Annotated in this window: 10 protein-coding genes and 1 other RNA gene; 1 reads left to right on the top strand and 10 read right to left on the bottom strand. The window is 70.1% G+C overall.

The window, feature by feature from the left end; translation table 11 throughout:
* Positions 1-8: 8 nt before the first annotated feature.
* The 6 genes from OG841_RS28040 to ftsE all read right to left on the bottom strand — a co-directional run bounded on the left by OG841_RS28040 (position 9) and on the right by ftsE (position 9226).
* Positions 9-4925, bottom strand: coding sequence for a ricin-type beta-trefoil lectin domain protein (locus OG841_RS28040; protein ID WP_371567026.1), 4917 nt, complete (start codon positions 4923-4925; stop codon positions 9-11).
* 274 nt (positions 4926-5199) lie between these two features.
* Positions 5200-5586, bottom strand: a transfer-messenger RNA (tmRNA) gene (ssrA, locus tag OG841_RS28035).
* A gap of 96 nt (positions 5587-5682) precedes the next feature.
* Positions 5683-6231, bottom strand: coding sequence for an SsrA-binding protein SmpB (gene smpB / locus OG841_RS28030; RefSeq protein WP_057610801.1), 549 nt, complete (start codon positions 6229-6231; stop codon positions 5683-5685).
* Positions 6232-6329: 98 nt separating this feature from the next.
* Positions 6330-7508: a S41 family peptidase gene (locus tag OG841_RS28025; RefSeq protein WP_371567025.1), complete on the bottom strand. Its 1179-nt coding sequence runs from the start codon at positions 7506-7508 to the stop codon at positions 6330-6332.
* Positions 7509-7576: 68 nt separating this feature from the next.
* Positions 7577-8494: a permease-like cell division protein FtsX gene (gene ftsX / locus OG841_RS28020; RefSeq protein WP_057610799.1), complete on the bottom strand. Its 918-nt coding sequence runs from the start codon at positions 8492-8494 to the stop codon at positions 7577-7579.
* 42 nt (positions 8495-8536) lie between these two features.
* Positions 8537-9226, bottom strand: coding sequence for a cell division ATP-binding protein FtsE (ftsE, locus tag OG841_RS28015; protein ID WP_007382424.1), 690 nt, complete (start codon positions 9224-9226; stop codon positions 8537-8539).
* Positions 9227-9462: 236 nt separating this feature from the next.
* On the opposite strand from ftsE, the gene OG841_RS28010 reads away from it, so the two are divergent.
* Positions 9463-9654 (top strand): hypothetical protein, encoded by a 192-nt coding sequence (locus OG841_RS28010; protein WP_328638978.1) that lies wholly within the window; start codon positions 9463-9465, stop codon positions 9652-9654.
* Between the two features lie 117 nt (positions 9655-9771).
* On the opposite strand, the gene OG841_RS28005 is transcribed toward OG841_RS28010, so the two are convergent.
* From OG841_RS28005 to OG841_RS27990, 4 genes are all read right to left on the bottom strand, one after another.
* Positions 9772-10443, bottom strand: a complete 672-nt coding sequence (locus tag OG841_RS28005; RefSeq protein ID WP_328638979.1) for a hypothetical protein — start codon at positions 10441-10443, stop codon at positions 9772-9774.
* Positions 10444-10735: 292 nt separating this feature from the next.
* Positions 10736-11842 (bottom strand): peptide chain release factor 2, encoded by a 1107-nt coding sequence (gene prfB, locus OG841_RS28000; protein WP_057610795.1) that lies wholly within the window; start codon positions 11840-11842, stop codon positions 10736-10738.
* A gap of 76 nt (positions 11843-11918) precedes the next feature.
* On the bottom strand, positions 11919-13175 hold the full coding sequence (locus OG841_RS27995; protein ID WP_328638980.1) for a serine/threonine-protein kinase: 1257 nt from the start codon (positions 13173-13175) through the stop codon (positions 11919-11921).
* Positions 13176-13283: 108 nt separating this feature from the next.
* Positions 13284-14996 carry a serine/threonine-protein kinase gene (locus OG841_RS27990; protein ID WP_328643551.1) on the bottom strand — a complete coding sequence of 571 codons (1713 nt, stop codon included), beginning with the start codon at positions 14994-14996 and terminating at the stop codon, positions 13284-13286.
* Between the last annotated feature and the right edge of the window lie 57 nt (positions 14997-15053).

Raw genomic sequence — 15053 nt, 5'->3', positions numbered from 1 at the left:
GCACCTCCTTACTTCGGATAGCAGGTCTGCACGTAGTAGCCCAGCGGGTGTTTCGCCTCGCCCTCCACCCGAGGCGCCCGCACGAGCTTGATGAAGTAGCCGTTGCCCGTGGGCTTGGGAGCGGCTCGGCCGTTGTCGTAGTAGATCGTGCCGAGGGAGTTGTTCCGCCCGAAAGTACCCGACAATGGCAGCTCGTTCGTCTTGTTCTCCGCCATCCACTTGCGGATCTTGTTCGCGTTGTTGGCAAGGGCGTAGTCGACGACCTGCTGCGCGGTCTGCTGGTCGATGAACACGCTGTTGGGCGTGTCATAGCCGTTTTCGACCGTCTTGCGGTGCGCGATGGCCTCCGCGTCCGCCTGATTGGGGCGCACGTGGTCCTTGAGGGTGTGCGCCTGGCGGGGGAAGCTGGCCTCGTCCAGGATGAGGTCGCTGCAGTTGTGCACCAGGACCGGGGTGCTGCCCGCCACCGCGTAGAACGTGTGCAGTCCTGCCACGGTCAGGTCGTACACGGTCTGCGGTGCCGAGGCGTCGCGGTCGAGCACCGTGGCCACCGTGCGCAGGCTTCCGCCGGGGGTGCGCAGGCTGTCGCCGGGACGCAGGTCGGACGCGAGGGTCCAGCCGCGGCCGATGACGAAGAACTTGTGCCCCGAGGTGCTCGTCAGGCTGCCGCCGGACGCCAGTGTGATGTCCAGCAGGTCGGCGGAGGGGTGCGAGAAGGTCTGGGTGACCGGCTCGCCCCGGGTGCTTCCGGTGTCGGGGTCGGTGGCCAGGAGCCGGTCGCCGAACCGCACGTCACGGATGTCCCTGCGGCTGCCGTCGGCGAGGACCACCTGGGTGTCGCCGGGGAAGCTGTTGCGGATGCAGGCGGTGCGCGCCTCCTCGTACACCCGTGCGCTGCGCTCGATCGCTGACAGCGCGCGGGCATCCACGTCCAGAGCCCGCAGCGCCTTCAGGGCGTCGGAGACCCCGATGCCGGTGCGCATCGCGGCGTCCACCGCACGGATCGCCTCGGTGACCTTCGCGATGGGGCCTCCCAGCGGTAGCCAGGTGGCGGCCCAGGCGCAGTCGCCGTAGCTGCCGCCGTCGTCGGCCGTGGTGATCTTGTGGTAGCAGCCGACGAAGTCACCGATGATCGAGTCGAAGAGGCCCTTCCACAGGTCCTTGGTCGCCTCCCACGAGGAGATCTTGACCTTCTTGCTCAGGTCCGTGAACGTCTTCGTCTTCAGGAACTGCGTGTCCCCGGCGGGGCAGCCGGACTCCGTGGCCGGCACCTCCGGGTTCAGGCACAGGTAGTAGCTGACGGTCGCGTCGAAGTGCACCTCGTACACCAGGTCGCAGGGGAGGCGCGAGCAGTCGTCCGGCAGACGCTGCGGGTCCCCCCGCTGCTTGATGTCGTCGATGACGGAGAACACCCCGCCGAGGCCGGTGCCGGCACCCGCCTGCACCTGGCTGTTGGCGTCGTTGCGCGCGGCCTGGTCGGCCGCCTGCTGCGCCGACTCCGCGTACTTCTGCGCGTCCTTCGCCGCCTGCTCCGCCGCCGTCGCCTCGGCGTCGGCGCGGTCGGCCGCCGCGCGGGCGTCCTTCGCGGACTGTTCGGCCTCGGCGGCCGCCGTGCGGGCGGCCTCCGCGTCCAGGGCCGCCTGGTCGGCGGAGGATCGGGCGTCGACCGCGTAGCTCTCGGCACGGTCGGCCGCCTGGTCGGCGGCGGCCGCGTCCTCGGTGGCCTGGCGGTCGTACTCCTTCGCGCGGGCCAGTGAGGCCTGCGCGTCCGCCGCGTACTGGGCCGCCTCGGCGGCGTAACCCAGCGCCTCCTTCGCCGACTTGCGAGCGTCCGCCGCGAACCCGGCGGCCTCCGCGGCCAGCGTGTACGCCGCCTTGGCGTCACCGGTCGCCGCTGCCGCGAGACTCGCCGCCTGCGCCGCGTTCTTCTGGGCGTTGGCCGCGTGTGCCTCGGCGACCGCCTGCTGCTGCTCGGCGATCGTCTTCGACGACTGGCCGGACAGCACGGCCAGGCCGGCTGCCGAGTCGGTGGTGACGTACGGCGCTCCCAGCTGGATCGCGTCGTTCGCCGGCGCGGCGACCTGCTGTGCCGCGTTGCCGGCGTCCTCCGCCGCCTGCGCGGTGGTGTAGGCGTGCCCGGCCGCGTCGGCCGCGCCCGCGACCGCCTTGGCGGCCTCGGCCTTCGCCGCGTCGGCCTGCTTCATGGCGTCGGCGGCGTGCTTCTCCGCCTCGTCGGCCAGCTTCACGGCCGTACGGGCGGCGGAGGCCGAGGCCTCGGACGCCTTGATGGCGTCGGCGGCGGCGCTGGTCGCCGTACGGACGGCCGCGTCCGCCCGCAGCTTGGCGGCCTGGGCCGCGTCGGCGTCGGAACGGGCCCGCTTCGCGGCCGCCTCCGCGCGCGTGGCGGCGGCGTCCGCGTCGGCCGCGGCCTGAGTCGCCGCGTCCGCCTCGGAGCGGGCCGAGCTCGCGGCCGACTCCGCGTCACCGGCGGCCTTGTCCGCCTCGTCGGCGGCGGCCCGGGAGTCCTTGGCGTCGGAGTCCGACTCATGGGCCTCGGCGTACGCGTCCTTGGCGTCGGCCTTGGCGCGGGCGGCGTTCGCCTTGCTCTCCGCGTCCCACGCGTCATCGCTCTTGCCCTTGGCCCGGTCCCGGGCGGCCTCGGCGTCCTGCCGCTTGGCGCGGGCCGTGGACTCGGCGTTCTCCGCCCGACCCTTGGCCTCCTGGGCGGTCTGCGCGTACCCCTGCGCGTTCTGCTTGTGCTGGGCGGCCTCGGCCTGCTTGGCGGCGGCGGTCTCCTTCTCCGCCTTCGCCGTCGCCGCCTCGGCTTCTGCCGCGAGTCGCTTGGCGTGGGCGTCGGCGGCGGCCGCCTTCGCGTCGGCCTCGGCCTTCTGCGTCTCGGCGAGCTTCGCCTTGGCGAGGTCCCGGGCGGCCTTGGCGGTCTGCGCCTGTACGGCGGCGGCGTCGGCGGCGGCCTTCGCCTGGGCCCTGGCCTCGTTCGCGGCCGCGGTACGGAAGGCGGCCTTGGACTGCGCGGCCTGCGTCAGCGCGCGGGCGGCGACGGTGGCGCTGTCCCCGGCGGCGGCACGGGTGGCCGCGTAGGCGGTGTCACCGGCCTTGGCCAGGGCGTCCAGCGCGGCGGACGAGGCCTTGGTGACCTGGGCCTTCTGCTGCCCGACGAGCAGGCCACGGCCACGCGGCGCACCCGCCTTGTCGGCGATGCCGTACGCCGCCGTCAGCGCGGTGTCCGACGTGGTGGCGGCCGTCTTCGCCGCCGTGGCCTGGGCCTTGAGCAGGTCGACCTGCTTCTTCGCCGCGGCCTGGGCGTCCGTGACACCCTTGGCCGCCTTGTCGAACTGGGCCTTGGTCGGGTAGTCGAGGTCGTCGTCGGCGCCCTGGTGTCCGGACGGGACGACGTCGAACTGCTGCGGGGCCTTGCCGGTGCAGTCCCACATCCGGCCGTCGCGGCTGTTGGTGTAGTCCGCGAGGTCGAGACAGTTGCCGGTGCCCGGGTTGTACAGCCGCGAGGTGCCGTGGGTGCCGTACTGCCACTTCTGCGAGGCTCCGGTCCCGCAGGTGGAGATCTGCACAGCCGTGCCGTTGGCGCTCGCGCCGCCCTTGACGGTCAGGCACTTGCCCGAGTTGGGGTTGACCAGACGGTCGCCGTCGATCTGCCACTTCTGCCCGGCGCTGCCGTTGCAGGTGTAGATCTGCACGGGCGTGCCGTTGTCCTTCTTGCCGCCCGCCACGTCCAGGCACTTGTCGGTGGCCCCGTGGGCGTGCACGACGAAGGGACTGGTGCCGATCCAGCCGGGGCCTCCGGCCGACCAGTAGTCCTGCCAGCGGACCAGGTGGTCGGCGCGCCAGGAGAGCCCGAGCAGTTCGCCGAGCGCCTTGGAGCCGGTGGCGAGGGCCTTGGTGGCGGTCTTGTTGGCGGTCAGGAGCTGGTTGCGCGGGGAGGCCTGCGCGGCGATCTCCTGCTGCCACTCGGCGGACGCGGCGGCGACCTCCTTGCCGAGCACCTTGTTCGGGTCGACGGGGGTGCGCCAGGCGCAGGACGCGAACCGGGTCTTCAGGTCCTCCACGGCGATGCGGTACTCGACGCTGCCCGGGTCGGGCGCGGTGCGCGGGAAGCCGCCGTACGACAGGAAGAGCCGGGCGTTGTCGGCGGCCGTCGGCTCCGTGGACCAGTTCACCAGGTGGTCGTAGGCCTGGTGTTCCTCGTACCTCTGGTTCCAGTTGGGCAGCGTCGGGTCGAGGTCGCCGCCGTACAGCGGGTCACCCAGGTCCTTGACCGCCTTGACGGTGGCCTCGTCGGCCTTCGGGGTCAGGTCACGGTAGAAGTCGCCCTCGGACTTCCAGAACTGTTCCCAGATCCACTTGGAGATGCCGGTCTGCTGGAAGAAGTTGGGGCGGTCGTCACCGCTGATGCCGGGCGGCCACTCGAAGTCGACCTTCGACGTGAAGCCGCCCGGCTGGGGCAGGCCGGAGATCTGGAAGTCCCGGATGTGGTCGTAGAGGGCGGAACCCTCTTCGTTGGCGGCGTCCCTGTCCTGCCGGAACGCCGTCGACAACGGAGTGGTCTCCCAGTACTGCCGGTTGGCCGCGGTGTGCAGCTTGTCCGGTGTCTGGTTCAGCCCGTCCTGCGCGACGCCGAACATGGCCTGGCCGCCCATGCGCAGGGTCTCGCCCAGCAGACACTGGTCCTGGCGGAGCTGCTCGGCGGCCTTGGCGTCGAAGCCGTCGTAGCTGTCGCCGCTGTCCGAGGTGTCGGCCACGGAAGCCATGTCGTCGGCCGCGTACCGGCTGATCAGGTCGGGCTGTACGGCCACTGAGCCGATCAGGGCCACGGCGACGACGGACGTCAGCACAGGTGTCAGGAGCCCGGATCGCGGGCGGGCATGCGTGAAGAGCCGATATCTCGGCATGGTGGTTGTCCTCCCCGTGGCGACGGTGTTCCCCCGGTCGCCGGTGTACGCGCCCTGCGGCGGAGTGGTCGGCTCCGTCCGGCGCGGCGCTTACCTTAGACATACATGTCGGGTGCAGGACAAGAGTTTTCCGGGTCACATGTGGGAAACATGTGAAGCCTGGGGCGGTCCGGACAGTCCAGGACAGGACATGGCGAAGGCCCCGCTGCCGTGAAGCAGCGGGGCCTTCGCACTGTGTTCAATGAGAAACATGGGGTTGCCTCTCGAAAGAGGCGAGTGGAGATGGCGGGAATCGAACCCGCGTCCAACGGTGCAGAATCAGGGCTTCTCCGTGTGCAGTTCGCTGCGATTTTCTCGGCCCCGGCGATCACGCGAACAAGTCGCCGACGGGCCCAGTCACTGTTTGATTTCCCATCGAACCCCGTGACCGGGCTCGATGGTTTAGTCCCCTAGATTATGCCAGGGTCCGGGTCGGGAACACTCCCGGGCTGACACCCGTTAGGGCCTTCACTCACTGCTTATTAGGCAGCGAGGGCGAAGGCGCGGGAATCGCTCTTGGAATTGGCGATTATTGGTTGCGACATATGGTTAACGAGATCATTGCCGCTTCCTCGACACGCTTCCCCTGCTTCAACAGCCGCTGTCGAAACCGATCATCCCCATGTTGTTTTTTCAATGCTCCGAAGAGGAGCGCGCACCCTCGGTGAGGTGCAGGACCCATCGTACGTGACCAACGCACGACGGTGCCAGCCTATTCCTACTGGGCCTGGGCCCGTTGCTTCCGCTTCGCCGCCGCGATCGCCCGGTCCGACTCCCGCCGGTCCTGCTTCTCGCGCAGGGTCTGCCGCTTGTCGTACTCCTTCTTGCCTCGCGCGAGCGCGATCTCGGCCTTCGCCCGGCCGTCCCTGAAGTACAGGGCGAGGGGCACGATCGTGTGGCCCGTCTCCTGGGCCTTCGACTCCAGCTTGTCGATCTCCTCGCGGTGCAGCAGCAGCTTGCGCTTGCGGCGCGCGGAGTGATTGGTCCAGCTGCCCTGGTGATACTCCGGGATGTGGGCGTTGTGCAGCCACGCCTCGCCCCCGTCGATCTGGACGAAGCCGTCGGTCAGCGAGGTTCGGCCCTCGCGCAACGACTTGACCTCGGTCCCCATGAGGACCAGCCCGGCCTCGAAGGTGTCGATGATCGCGTAGTCGTGCCGGGCCTTCTTGTTCTGGGCGACGATCTTGCGCTTGCCGCCCTTCTCCCCGTCCTGGGCCTTGCCGCCCCCGCCACCCTGCTTCGGCTGGGACTCCTTCGGTACGTACATTCCCTTGCTCATAGTGCTGCCCATTTTCGCACTAGTGAGGGGGGCGAAGACCAGTCCTTATCAGCGGGCGTCAGCTCGGCCCACCAAGAGCCGCCTCCTCAGTCCGCGTCTCCCAGTCCCCCGAGAACGGTCTCGGCCTGCTGAAGAGCCCGATCGTCCGCCTCAAGGTCAGGCGTGATCCCCCGCCCGTCGACGCCCCGCCCCGACGGAGTCCTGTAGTGGCCCACGGTCAGCTCGGCCACGGCCCCGTCCGGCAGCCGGCTGGGCATCTGCACCGACCCCTTGCCGAAGGTGCGGGACCCCACGACCACGGCCCGCCCCCGGTCCTGGAGCGCCCCGGTGAGAAGCTCCGCCGCACTCATCGTCCCGCCGTCGACAAGAGCGACCAGCGCCCGGGTCGTGTCCCCGCCGGGCTCCGCGTGCAGCGCCTGCTGCGATCCGTCGACGTCGTACGTCGCGACCAGCCCCCCGTCGAGGAAGACGGACGCCGTGGTCACGGCCTCGGTGACCAGCCCACCGGAGTTCCCGCGCAGGTCGAGAACGATCCCCCCGTCGGCCGGGGCCTCCCGCACGGCGTCCCGGACCTGGCCTCCGACGCCCTTCGTGAACGAGTCGATCTTGATGACGGTGATCCCGCCGGCGAGTTCTCGAACGGTGACCGAGTCCGTGGACAGACGGGCACGCCGGACGGTCTTCGTCCACGCGCGCGTGCCGCGCTCGAGGCCCAGCCGGACCGTCGTACCGGCGGCCGCGTCCGTGGCGTCGCCGCGCAGCAGGGAGACCACCTCGGTGACCGGATGCCCGTCGACCTTCTCCCCGTCGACGCTGCGCAGTTGGTCGCCCTTGCGGATCCCGGCGGACGCCGCGGGCGAGTCCGAGCTCACCCTGGTCACTTCGATACGGCCGTCCCGCTCGCGCCGCGCCCACAGCCCGACGCCGGTGTACTGGCCGTCGAGGGCTTCCTCGAACTCCTCGTACTCGCCCCGGGAGTAGACGGCCCCCCAGCGGTCACCGCTGCGGCTGACGGCACGCTCGGCGGCCTCCATGGGGGACGTGCCGTCGGCCACGGCCTCCTCGGCCGCCTCCGCCACGTCCTCGTGGTGACCCGCGGGAGCGGCCGAACGGGCCGCGTCCGACGAGGACTTCCGGTCGCCGCGGTCGGTCTCGGTAAAGGAACCGGTCGCCGCGCCGGCCACCAGCACGCTCGCGAACACCAATGTCAGGGCCGCCCCGCGGCGGATGCGGCGGGGCTGACAGAACAGGTCTCGGCCTGACATGCCGGTGAGTCTAGGACAACGCAAGAGGGCCGCACGGCCGGTTGACCGTACGGCCCTCTTGGCATGCGTCACACCTTCAGGTACTTGCGCAGCGCGAAGAACGCGGCCAACGCGGGCATCAGCACACTCGCCGCGAGGATCAGCGGCAGCTTCGTCAGTACGGCGTCCCAGCCCACGAAGTTGATCAGGTTGAGCTTGGAGGACAGGGCCATGCCGTGGTCGATGGTGAAGTACCGGCCGACGACCAGGAAGACACAGGCGAGCCCACCGCCGATCGCGCCGGCGACGGCGGCCTCCATGATGAACGGCGCCTGGATGTAGAAGCCCGAGGCGCCCACGAGCCGCATGATCCCGGTCTCCCGCCGACGGCTGAACGCCGAGACACGCACCGTGTTGACGATCAGCAGCAGGGCGACGATCAGCATGAGCGCCATGACACCCAGTGCGGCCCGGTTCATCAGGTTCAGCATCGTGAAGAGGTTGTCCAGAATGCCCTTCTGGTCCTGCACGGACTGCACGCCGTCGCGCCCGTTGAACGCGGTCGCGATGACCTGGTACTTCTCCGGGTCCTTCAGCTTGATCCGGTACGACTCCTGCATCTGGTCCGGCGTGAGGGAGGCAGCCAGCGGGGAGTCGCCGAACTGCTCCTTGTAGTGCTTGTACGCCTCGTCCTGGGACTCGTGGGCGACCGTTTCGACGACCGACATCTTCTTCAGGTCGGAGAGGATGTCCTTCTTCTGGTCGTCGGTCACCGCACCCTTGGCGCAGTTGGGGTCCGACTCGGCGTCGCTCTTGTTGCAGAGGAAGATCGAGACGTTGACCTTGTCGTACCAGTAGCCCTTCATGGCGCCGACCTGGTCGCTCATCAGGAGCGACCCGCCGAACAGGGCGAGCGACAGGGCGACGGAGACGATGACGGCGAACGTCATCGTGAGGTTGCGACGGAGACCGACACCGATCTCGGAGAGTACGAACTGGGCGCGCATGGCGTCTTCTTCAGGCCTTTCCGGGGACTCTTCGAACGGCGGTCAGTGCTGGTAGCCGTAGACGCCGCGTGCCTGGTCGCGGACGAGACGGCCCTTCTCCAGCTCGATGACGCGCTTGCGCATCTGGTCCACGATGTTCTGGTCGTGGGTCGCCATCAGCACGGTCGTGCCCGTCCGGTTGATCCGGTCGAGCAGCTTCATGATGCCGACGGAGGTCTGCGGGTCGAGGTTGCCGGTGGGCTCGTCGGCGATCAGCAGCTTGGGCCGGTTGACGAAGGCCCGCGCGATGGCCACACGCTGCTGCTCACCGCCGGACAGCTCGCCGGGCATCCGGTCCTCCTTGCCGCCGAGCCCGACGAGGTCGAGCACCTGCGGCACGGACTTGCGGATCTCGCCACGGGACTTGCCGATGACCTCCTGCGCGAAGGCGACGTTCTCCGCCACCGTCTTGTTCGGCAGGAGCCGGAAGTCCTGGAAGACCGTCCCCAGCTGGCGGCGCATCTGCGGCACCTTCCAGTTGGAGAGGCGCGCGAGGTCCTTGCCCAGGACGTGCACCTGGCCCTGACTGGTCCGCTCCTCGCGGAGAACCAGCCGCAGGAAGGTGGACTTTCCGGAGCCGGAGGACCCGACGAGGAACACGAACTCGCCCTTCTCCACTTCGAGGGAGACATCCCTGAGTGCGGGGCGGGTCTGCTTGGGGTAGACCTTGGATACGTTGTCGAATCGGATCACGGATGCACCACGGTAGGCCGGGGGTAGATGAGCGTGACCATACGCGAACCGGGTGCGGGAGCGCAGGCGCCGGTTCGGGTCGCGTAGGGGATGGGCGGTTTTGTGCCGACCTGGAAACCTCCCCTTCGGCAGCGCGCAGGCGCCCCTCGGTGGAACCTGGCACAGTAGGGAAGGGAACGTTCTGCTACCCGGGAGCGTTGTCCTGTATGGAAGCGACGGCAAGAAGGGTGACGCGCATGACGTACGACCGCCTGGTGTGCGCAAACTGCGCGGCGCCCGTGAATGAGGGCCGGTGCCCCGTGTGCCGCGCCAACCGCGAGCGGCTGCAGCAGGAGAACCTCTTCGCGGGCCTGAACCCTATGGCCCTGATCGCCCTGCTCGCGGTGCTGATCGCGGCGGTGGCTCTGCTGGCGCACCAGACCGCGTAGGCGGGCACCCCGAAGACATAGGCAGATCGACGAAGGGCCCGGAGCGACACCCGCTCCGGGCCCTTCGTCGTAGCGCACGCACACGTCAGGCGAGCGCGTGACTATCGAGAGTCACCTTCAGGCGGCAGCGCCACCGCGACCGCCCGCCAGCCGCGGCAGGATGCGGAAGCCGATGCCACCGGCGATCATCGTGGCGGCACCGACCAGCAGGAAGGCGGTCTGACCGGCACCGGTCTCGGCGAGCTGCGCGCCACCCGTGCCCTGGGCCGCCGTGTCGGACGTGGTGTCCGTGCCGGTCTCGGTGAGGGCCGAGGAGCCCTCCTCCTGGGTGGAGGTGCCGGAACCGCCGTCGGGGTCGGTGTTGCTGTTGCCGCCCCCGGCGTTGCCGTTTCCGTTGCCGTTGCCGTTCCCATTCCCGTTGCCATTGCCGTTCCCGTTGCCCGGGTCGGTCGGGTCCTCGGTGGGCTCGGTCGGCTCCTGAGTGGGCTCCTCCGGGTCCGTCGGCTCCTGGGTGACCGGCGGAGTCTCCGGGTCGGTCGGGATGCCGGGGTCGGTCGGAGTACCCGGGTCGGTCGGGTCGTTGGGCTCGGTCGGGATGCCCGGGTCGGTCGGGTCGCCCGGCTCGCCGTCGCCGAGGCCGGTGTCGACGTTCACGCCGACCCCGCTCTCGTCCACGCTCACACCGATCTCCAGCGCGGAAGCGGCACCGGCAGCGGTCAGCGAGGCGCCGGCCGCGATCACGGCACCAGCGGCTATGCGCGCGATCCGGATCCGCGTCTTCTTCGTCATGTGGTTGCTACCCCCAGTAGCTCATCGTCAATGAGGCGGCGCTCGGGGCCGTGATCGACGGGAGAAGGTAGCTGTACTTGAGTCCCCCGGTTCACATGCGCCCCAGAGATACGCATGCCACGCTTTACCCTTCCCATTTTTCAAAGCAACGTCAAGGCCGTTGAGTGTGCGATGTCCTGGTAAGCGCCCTATGCCGGGGAAAGCGGTCTGTGAGTGTGATGTAAAACCCAGACATAAAGCAAACTGCCGCCCGGTGGGCGGCAGTTGCGGAGGGATTACCAAGTCGACAAAGTTACTTCTCCTGCTGCTTGCGCCAGCGAATCCCGGCCTCCAGGAAGCCGTCGATCTCGCCGTTGAACACAGCCTCGGGATTGCCGACCTCGAAGTCGGTGCGCAGGTCCTTGACCATCTGGTAGGGGTGCAGGACGTACGAACGCATCTGGTTGCCCCAGGAGTTGCCGCCGTCGCCCTTGAGGGCGTCCATCGCGGCCTGCTCCTCCTGGCGGCGCCGCTCGAGCAGCTTGGCCTGGAGGACGTTCATCGCACTCGCCTTGTTCTGGATCTGCGAGCGTTCGTTCTGGCAGGAGACGACGATGCCGGTCGGGAGGTGGGTGAGGCGCACCGCGGAGTCGGTGGTGTTCACGCCCTGGCCGCCGGGCCCGGAGGAGCGGTAGACGTCCACCCGCAGCTCGGACTCGTCGATCTCGATGTGGTCGGTCTGCTCGACCACGGGGAGGATCTCGACGCCCGCGAAGGAGGTCTGGCGGCGCCCCTGGTTGTCGAAGGGCGAGATGCGCACGAGGCGATGGGTGCCCTGCTCCACGGAGAGGGTGCCGTAGGCGTACGGGATCTGCACGGCGAAGGTGGTCGACTTGATGCCGGCCTCTTCGGCGTACGACGTCTCGTAGATCTCGGTCTTGTAGCCGTGCTGCTCCGCCCACCGCAGGTACATCCGCTGGAGCTTCTCGGCGAAGTCGGCGGCGTCGACGCCACCGGCCTCGGCGCGGATGTTGACCAGCGCCTCGCGGGAGTCGTACTCGCCGCTGAGCAGCGTACGGACCTCCATCTCGTCGAGCGCCTTCTTGACGGAGGTCAGCTCCGCCTCGGCCTCGGCGAGGGTGTCCGGGTCGTCCTCCTCCTCGGCCATCTCGAACAGCACGGAGAGATCGTCGATCCGGCTGCGCAGCGCGTCGGCCTTCCTGACCTCGGCCTGGAGGTGGGACAGCTTGCTGGTGATCTTCTGCGCCTCGTCCGGGTTGTCCCACAGGGACGGCGCGGCCGCCTGCTCCTCGAGCACGGCGATGTCTGCCCTCAGCTTGTCGAGGTCCAGAACGGCCTCGATCGACTCCATGGTCGAGGAGAGGGACTTGAGCTCTTCGGATACATCGACGACTGCCACGCCCTCCAGCCTAACGGCTGTGGCAACCGGCCTCGCCCGACCACCACCGTCACCGGGGGCCGCCGCCCCGGCTCCCTCATGGTGAGGCGGGCGCCGAGTTCTTCGTGTCCTGCGGTGACGCCCCCGCGTCGTCCCCCGAGGTGGCGGCCCACACCCCGACGCCCGCCGCGGCCACGAGCACCACCGCAGCGGCCCCCACGGCCAGCCGACGCCGCCGCGTGGTCGCCCGATGCCGGGCCGAACCCGGACGGGGCGCACCCGCGGCCCGAGGCACCCGGGCGGTCCCCCGCGCGCCCCCGGCCAGCTCATCGGGCGCCGGCACCCGCATCGACGTGTGCGTGTCCCGGTTGGAGTCGGCGGGCTTCGCGCCCGGCACCAACGGCACGGCTCCCCGCCGCTCCGGCCGCCCGGAGGACGCCGCGTCGCCGTCGGAAGCCGCCGTCGGCGCCTCCCCGTCCGGCTCCTCCTCTTCCTCCGCGTCCGGCTCGTCCACGTCCAACGGCGGCATCCCGACCAGCAACGGCAACAGCTCCCGCAGTCGCACCCCGAGCTCGGACGCCCGCAGCCGAGAGGCCGGCGCCTTGGCCAGGCACTGCACGATCAGCTGCCACAGCTCGTCGGGGATACCCGGAAGCGGAACCACCGTCTCCGTGACATGCCGGCGCAGCACCGCCCCCGGATGCCCGCCCCCGAACGGCGTGAACCCGGCCAGCAGCTCGTACAGGACGGTCGCGAGGGCGTAGATGTCCACGGACGCCCGCGGCGGCAGCCCCTCGACGATCTCCGGCGCCAGATAGTCCGGCGTCCCGATGATCTTCGTGGCCCGGGTCCGCCGCGGCGAGTCGATCAGCTTCGCCACACCGAAATCGGTCAGCAGAGCGGGATGCGAGCCTCCGGGGCCCAGCGGCCCCTGCATGTCCAGCAGGATGTTCTCCGGCTTCACGTCCCGGTGCACGACCCCCTTGGCGTGCGCCGCGGCCAGCCCGTCCGCGACATCGGCCACGATCGCCACCGCCGCCTCGGGCGCGAGCCGCTTCTCCCGGTCGAGCCGGGTGCGCAGATCCGTCCCCCGGACCAGGTCCATGACGAGCGCGAGGTCGTTGCCGTCGACCACGAGGTCGCGTACGGAGACCACGTGGGGGTGCTCCAGGCCGAGCAGGGCCGTGCGCTCCTGGACGAAGCGGCCCACGAGCTCCTGGTCGGACGCGAGATCCTCGCGCAGCAGCTTGACGGCGACGGGCCCCTCGGGCCCCTCGCCCAGCCACACTGTGCCGGCGCTGCCCCGCCCCAGGATCTGGTTGGCGGTGTACCGGCTGCCGATCTTCCGTGCCAAGGCTGCTCCTACAGACGCGTGTTGTCGCCAAAACTACGCGCCGGAAGAGCCAACCTTCACCGCGGAGACGGAAATCACCCGCTGGATGTCGACAAATCCCCTGAGTCGCTACTGACCTGAGGACTTACTGCCCAGATCGCTGATCCACCCGCTCACCGTGTCGATCATGTCGCCGAGCTGCTGCCAGTAGCTCTTGCCGGTGCCGATCCAGTCCTGGAGCGGGCTCAGCTCCCAGATCAGCCAGCTCGCGACGAACAGGATGACGATCGTGAACAGACAGCCCTTGAGGCAGCCCAGACCCGGGATCTTCATCGGGTTGGCGCTGCGCTGCCGCGGCTGCCGGGGTTCGCGCGCGGGGCGCTCGGGCTGCGGCGGGGGCGCGTACCGCTGCGGCTGCTGCTGCGGGGCGTACTGCTGGGGCTGGGGCTGCTGCCGACGGCCGTAACCGCCGTCCTGCGGCGGCCGCTGCGGGGGCCGCTGCTGTCGCTGCGGCTGCTGTTGCTCCGGCCTGGCGACCTGCCGCTGCGGGCGGCGGCGCAGCGGGTCCTCGTTGGGGTCGAGGTACTGGACCTGCGTCTGTTCGTTGCGGTCCCGGGCCGCGCGCAGCTGGTTCTGCCAGGGGTGCGGCTCCTCGGGTCCGCCGGGCTGCTGCCCCTGCTGTCCCTGCTGCCCGTACTGCCCCTGCCCCGGACGGCCGGGCGGTACCGGCGGCATGACGGCGGTCGGATCGGCCGCGCCACGGTTGGGGAGTACGGCGGTGGGGTCGGCGGCGCCGACGGGGTTCCCGGGGCCGGTGTGCGGCAGGAAGCTGGTCGCGGCGTTCGGGTCGAAGGCGCCCTGGACGCCCGCGCCGTGTTGCAGCACCTGCGTCGGGTCGGCGGCGCCGGGCGCGTCCGGGACAGCCGCCGGGGCCGGGTCGGGCAGCAGCAGCGCGCCGACGTTGTCCGCGGCGGCGATCTGCGCGGAGTTCGCGTGCACGCCGATGCCCTCGGCGACGACCCGGAGCCCGCGCGCGAGGTTCTCGGCGCTGGGACGCCGGGCCGGGTTCTTGCTCAGGCAGCGCTCTATGACCGTCCACAGCGGGTCGGGGACCGTGGAGGGACGGCGCGGTTCGGCGCTCAGGTGCTGGTGCAGGACTTCCAGGGCGGAGCCGCCGGAGAACGGCGGACGGCCGGTGACCAGCTCGTACAGCAGGATGCCTGCGCCGTAGATGTCGACCGCGGAGGTCTGCGGGCGGCCCTCGGCGGACTCGGGAGCGATGTACGCGGGCGTGCCGACGAATTCCTGCGTCCGGGTCAGGCCCGGGGAGTCCGCGAGACGCGCGATACCGAAGTCGGTCAGGAGGGGGTGCATCTGGCCGCCGTACTGCCGCAGCAGCACGTTGGCGGGCTTGAGGTCGCGGTGGACCACCCCGTCGGCGTGGCTGGCGGCGAGGGCGTCGGCGATCTGGGCGGTGATCAAGGCGGCCCCGACGGGGCTGAAGGGGCCGTTCTCGCGCAGATAGCGGTGCAGGTCGGGGCCCTCGACGAGGTCCATGACCAGGGCGAGCAGATCGCCTTCGACGACCAGGTCACGCACCCGCACGATGTTCGGGTGGGTCAGCCGCATCAGGACGGAGCGCTCGCGCAGAAACCGCATCACGATGTCCGGGTCGCTCGCGAGCTCCTCCTTGAGGACCTTGATCGCGACGGTCTCGCCGGGCTGTCCCGGCACGGCGGCCTCGGCGCCCGCGGTCTCCCGCTGGCGGGCTCGCCACACGGTCCCCGTGGCACCGCGTCCGAGCGGCTCCTCGAGGAAGTACTTGCTGCCTACCGGCCGCACGTCATGCACTCCCTGCTGCTTGCTGTCGTTCCGACCCACTGTAGTGCCGCTTCTCAA

This window comes from Streptomyces canus (genome assembly GCF_041435015.1).
Classification (GTDB): Bacteria; Actinomycetota; Actinomycetes; order Streptomycetales; family Streptomycetaceae; genus Streptomyces; species Streptomyces canus_G.
Note: the sequence above shows the minus strand (reverse complement) of the source record. Positions and strands in the feature narration are given on the sequence as shown.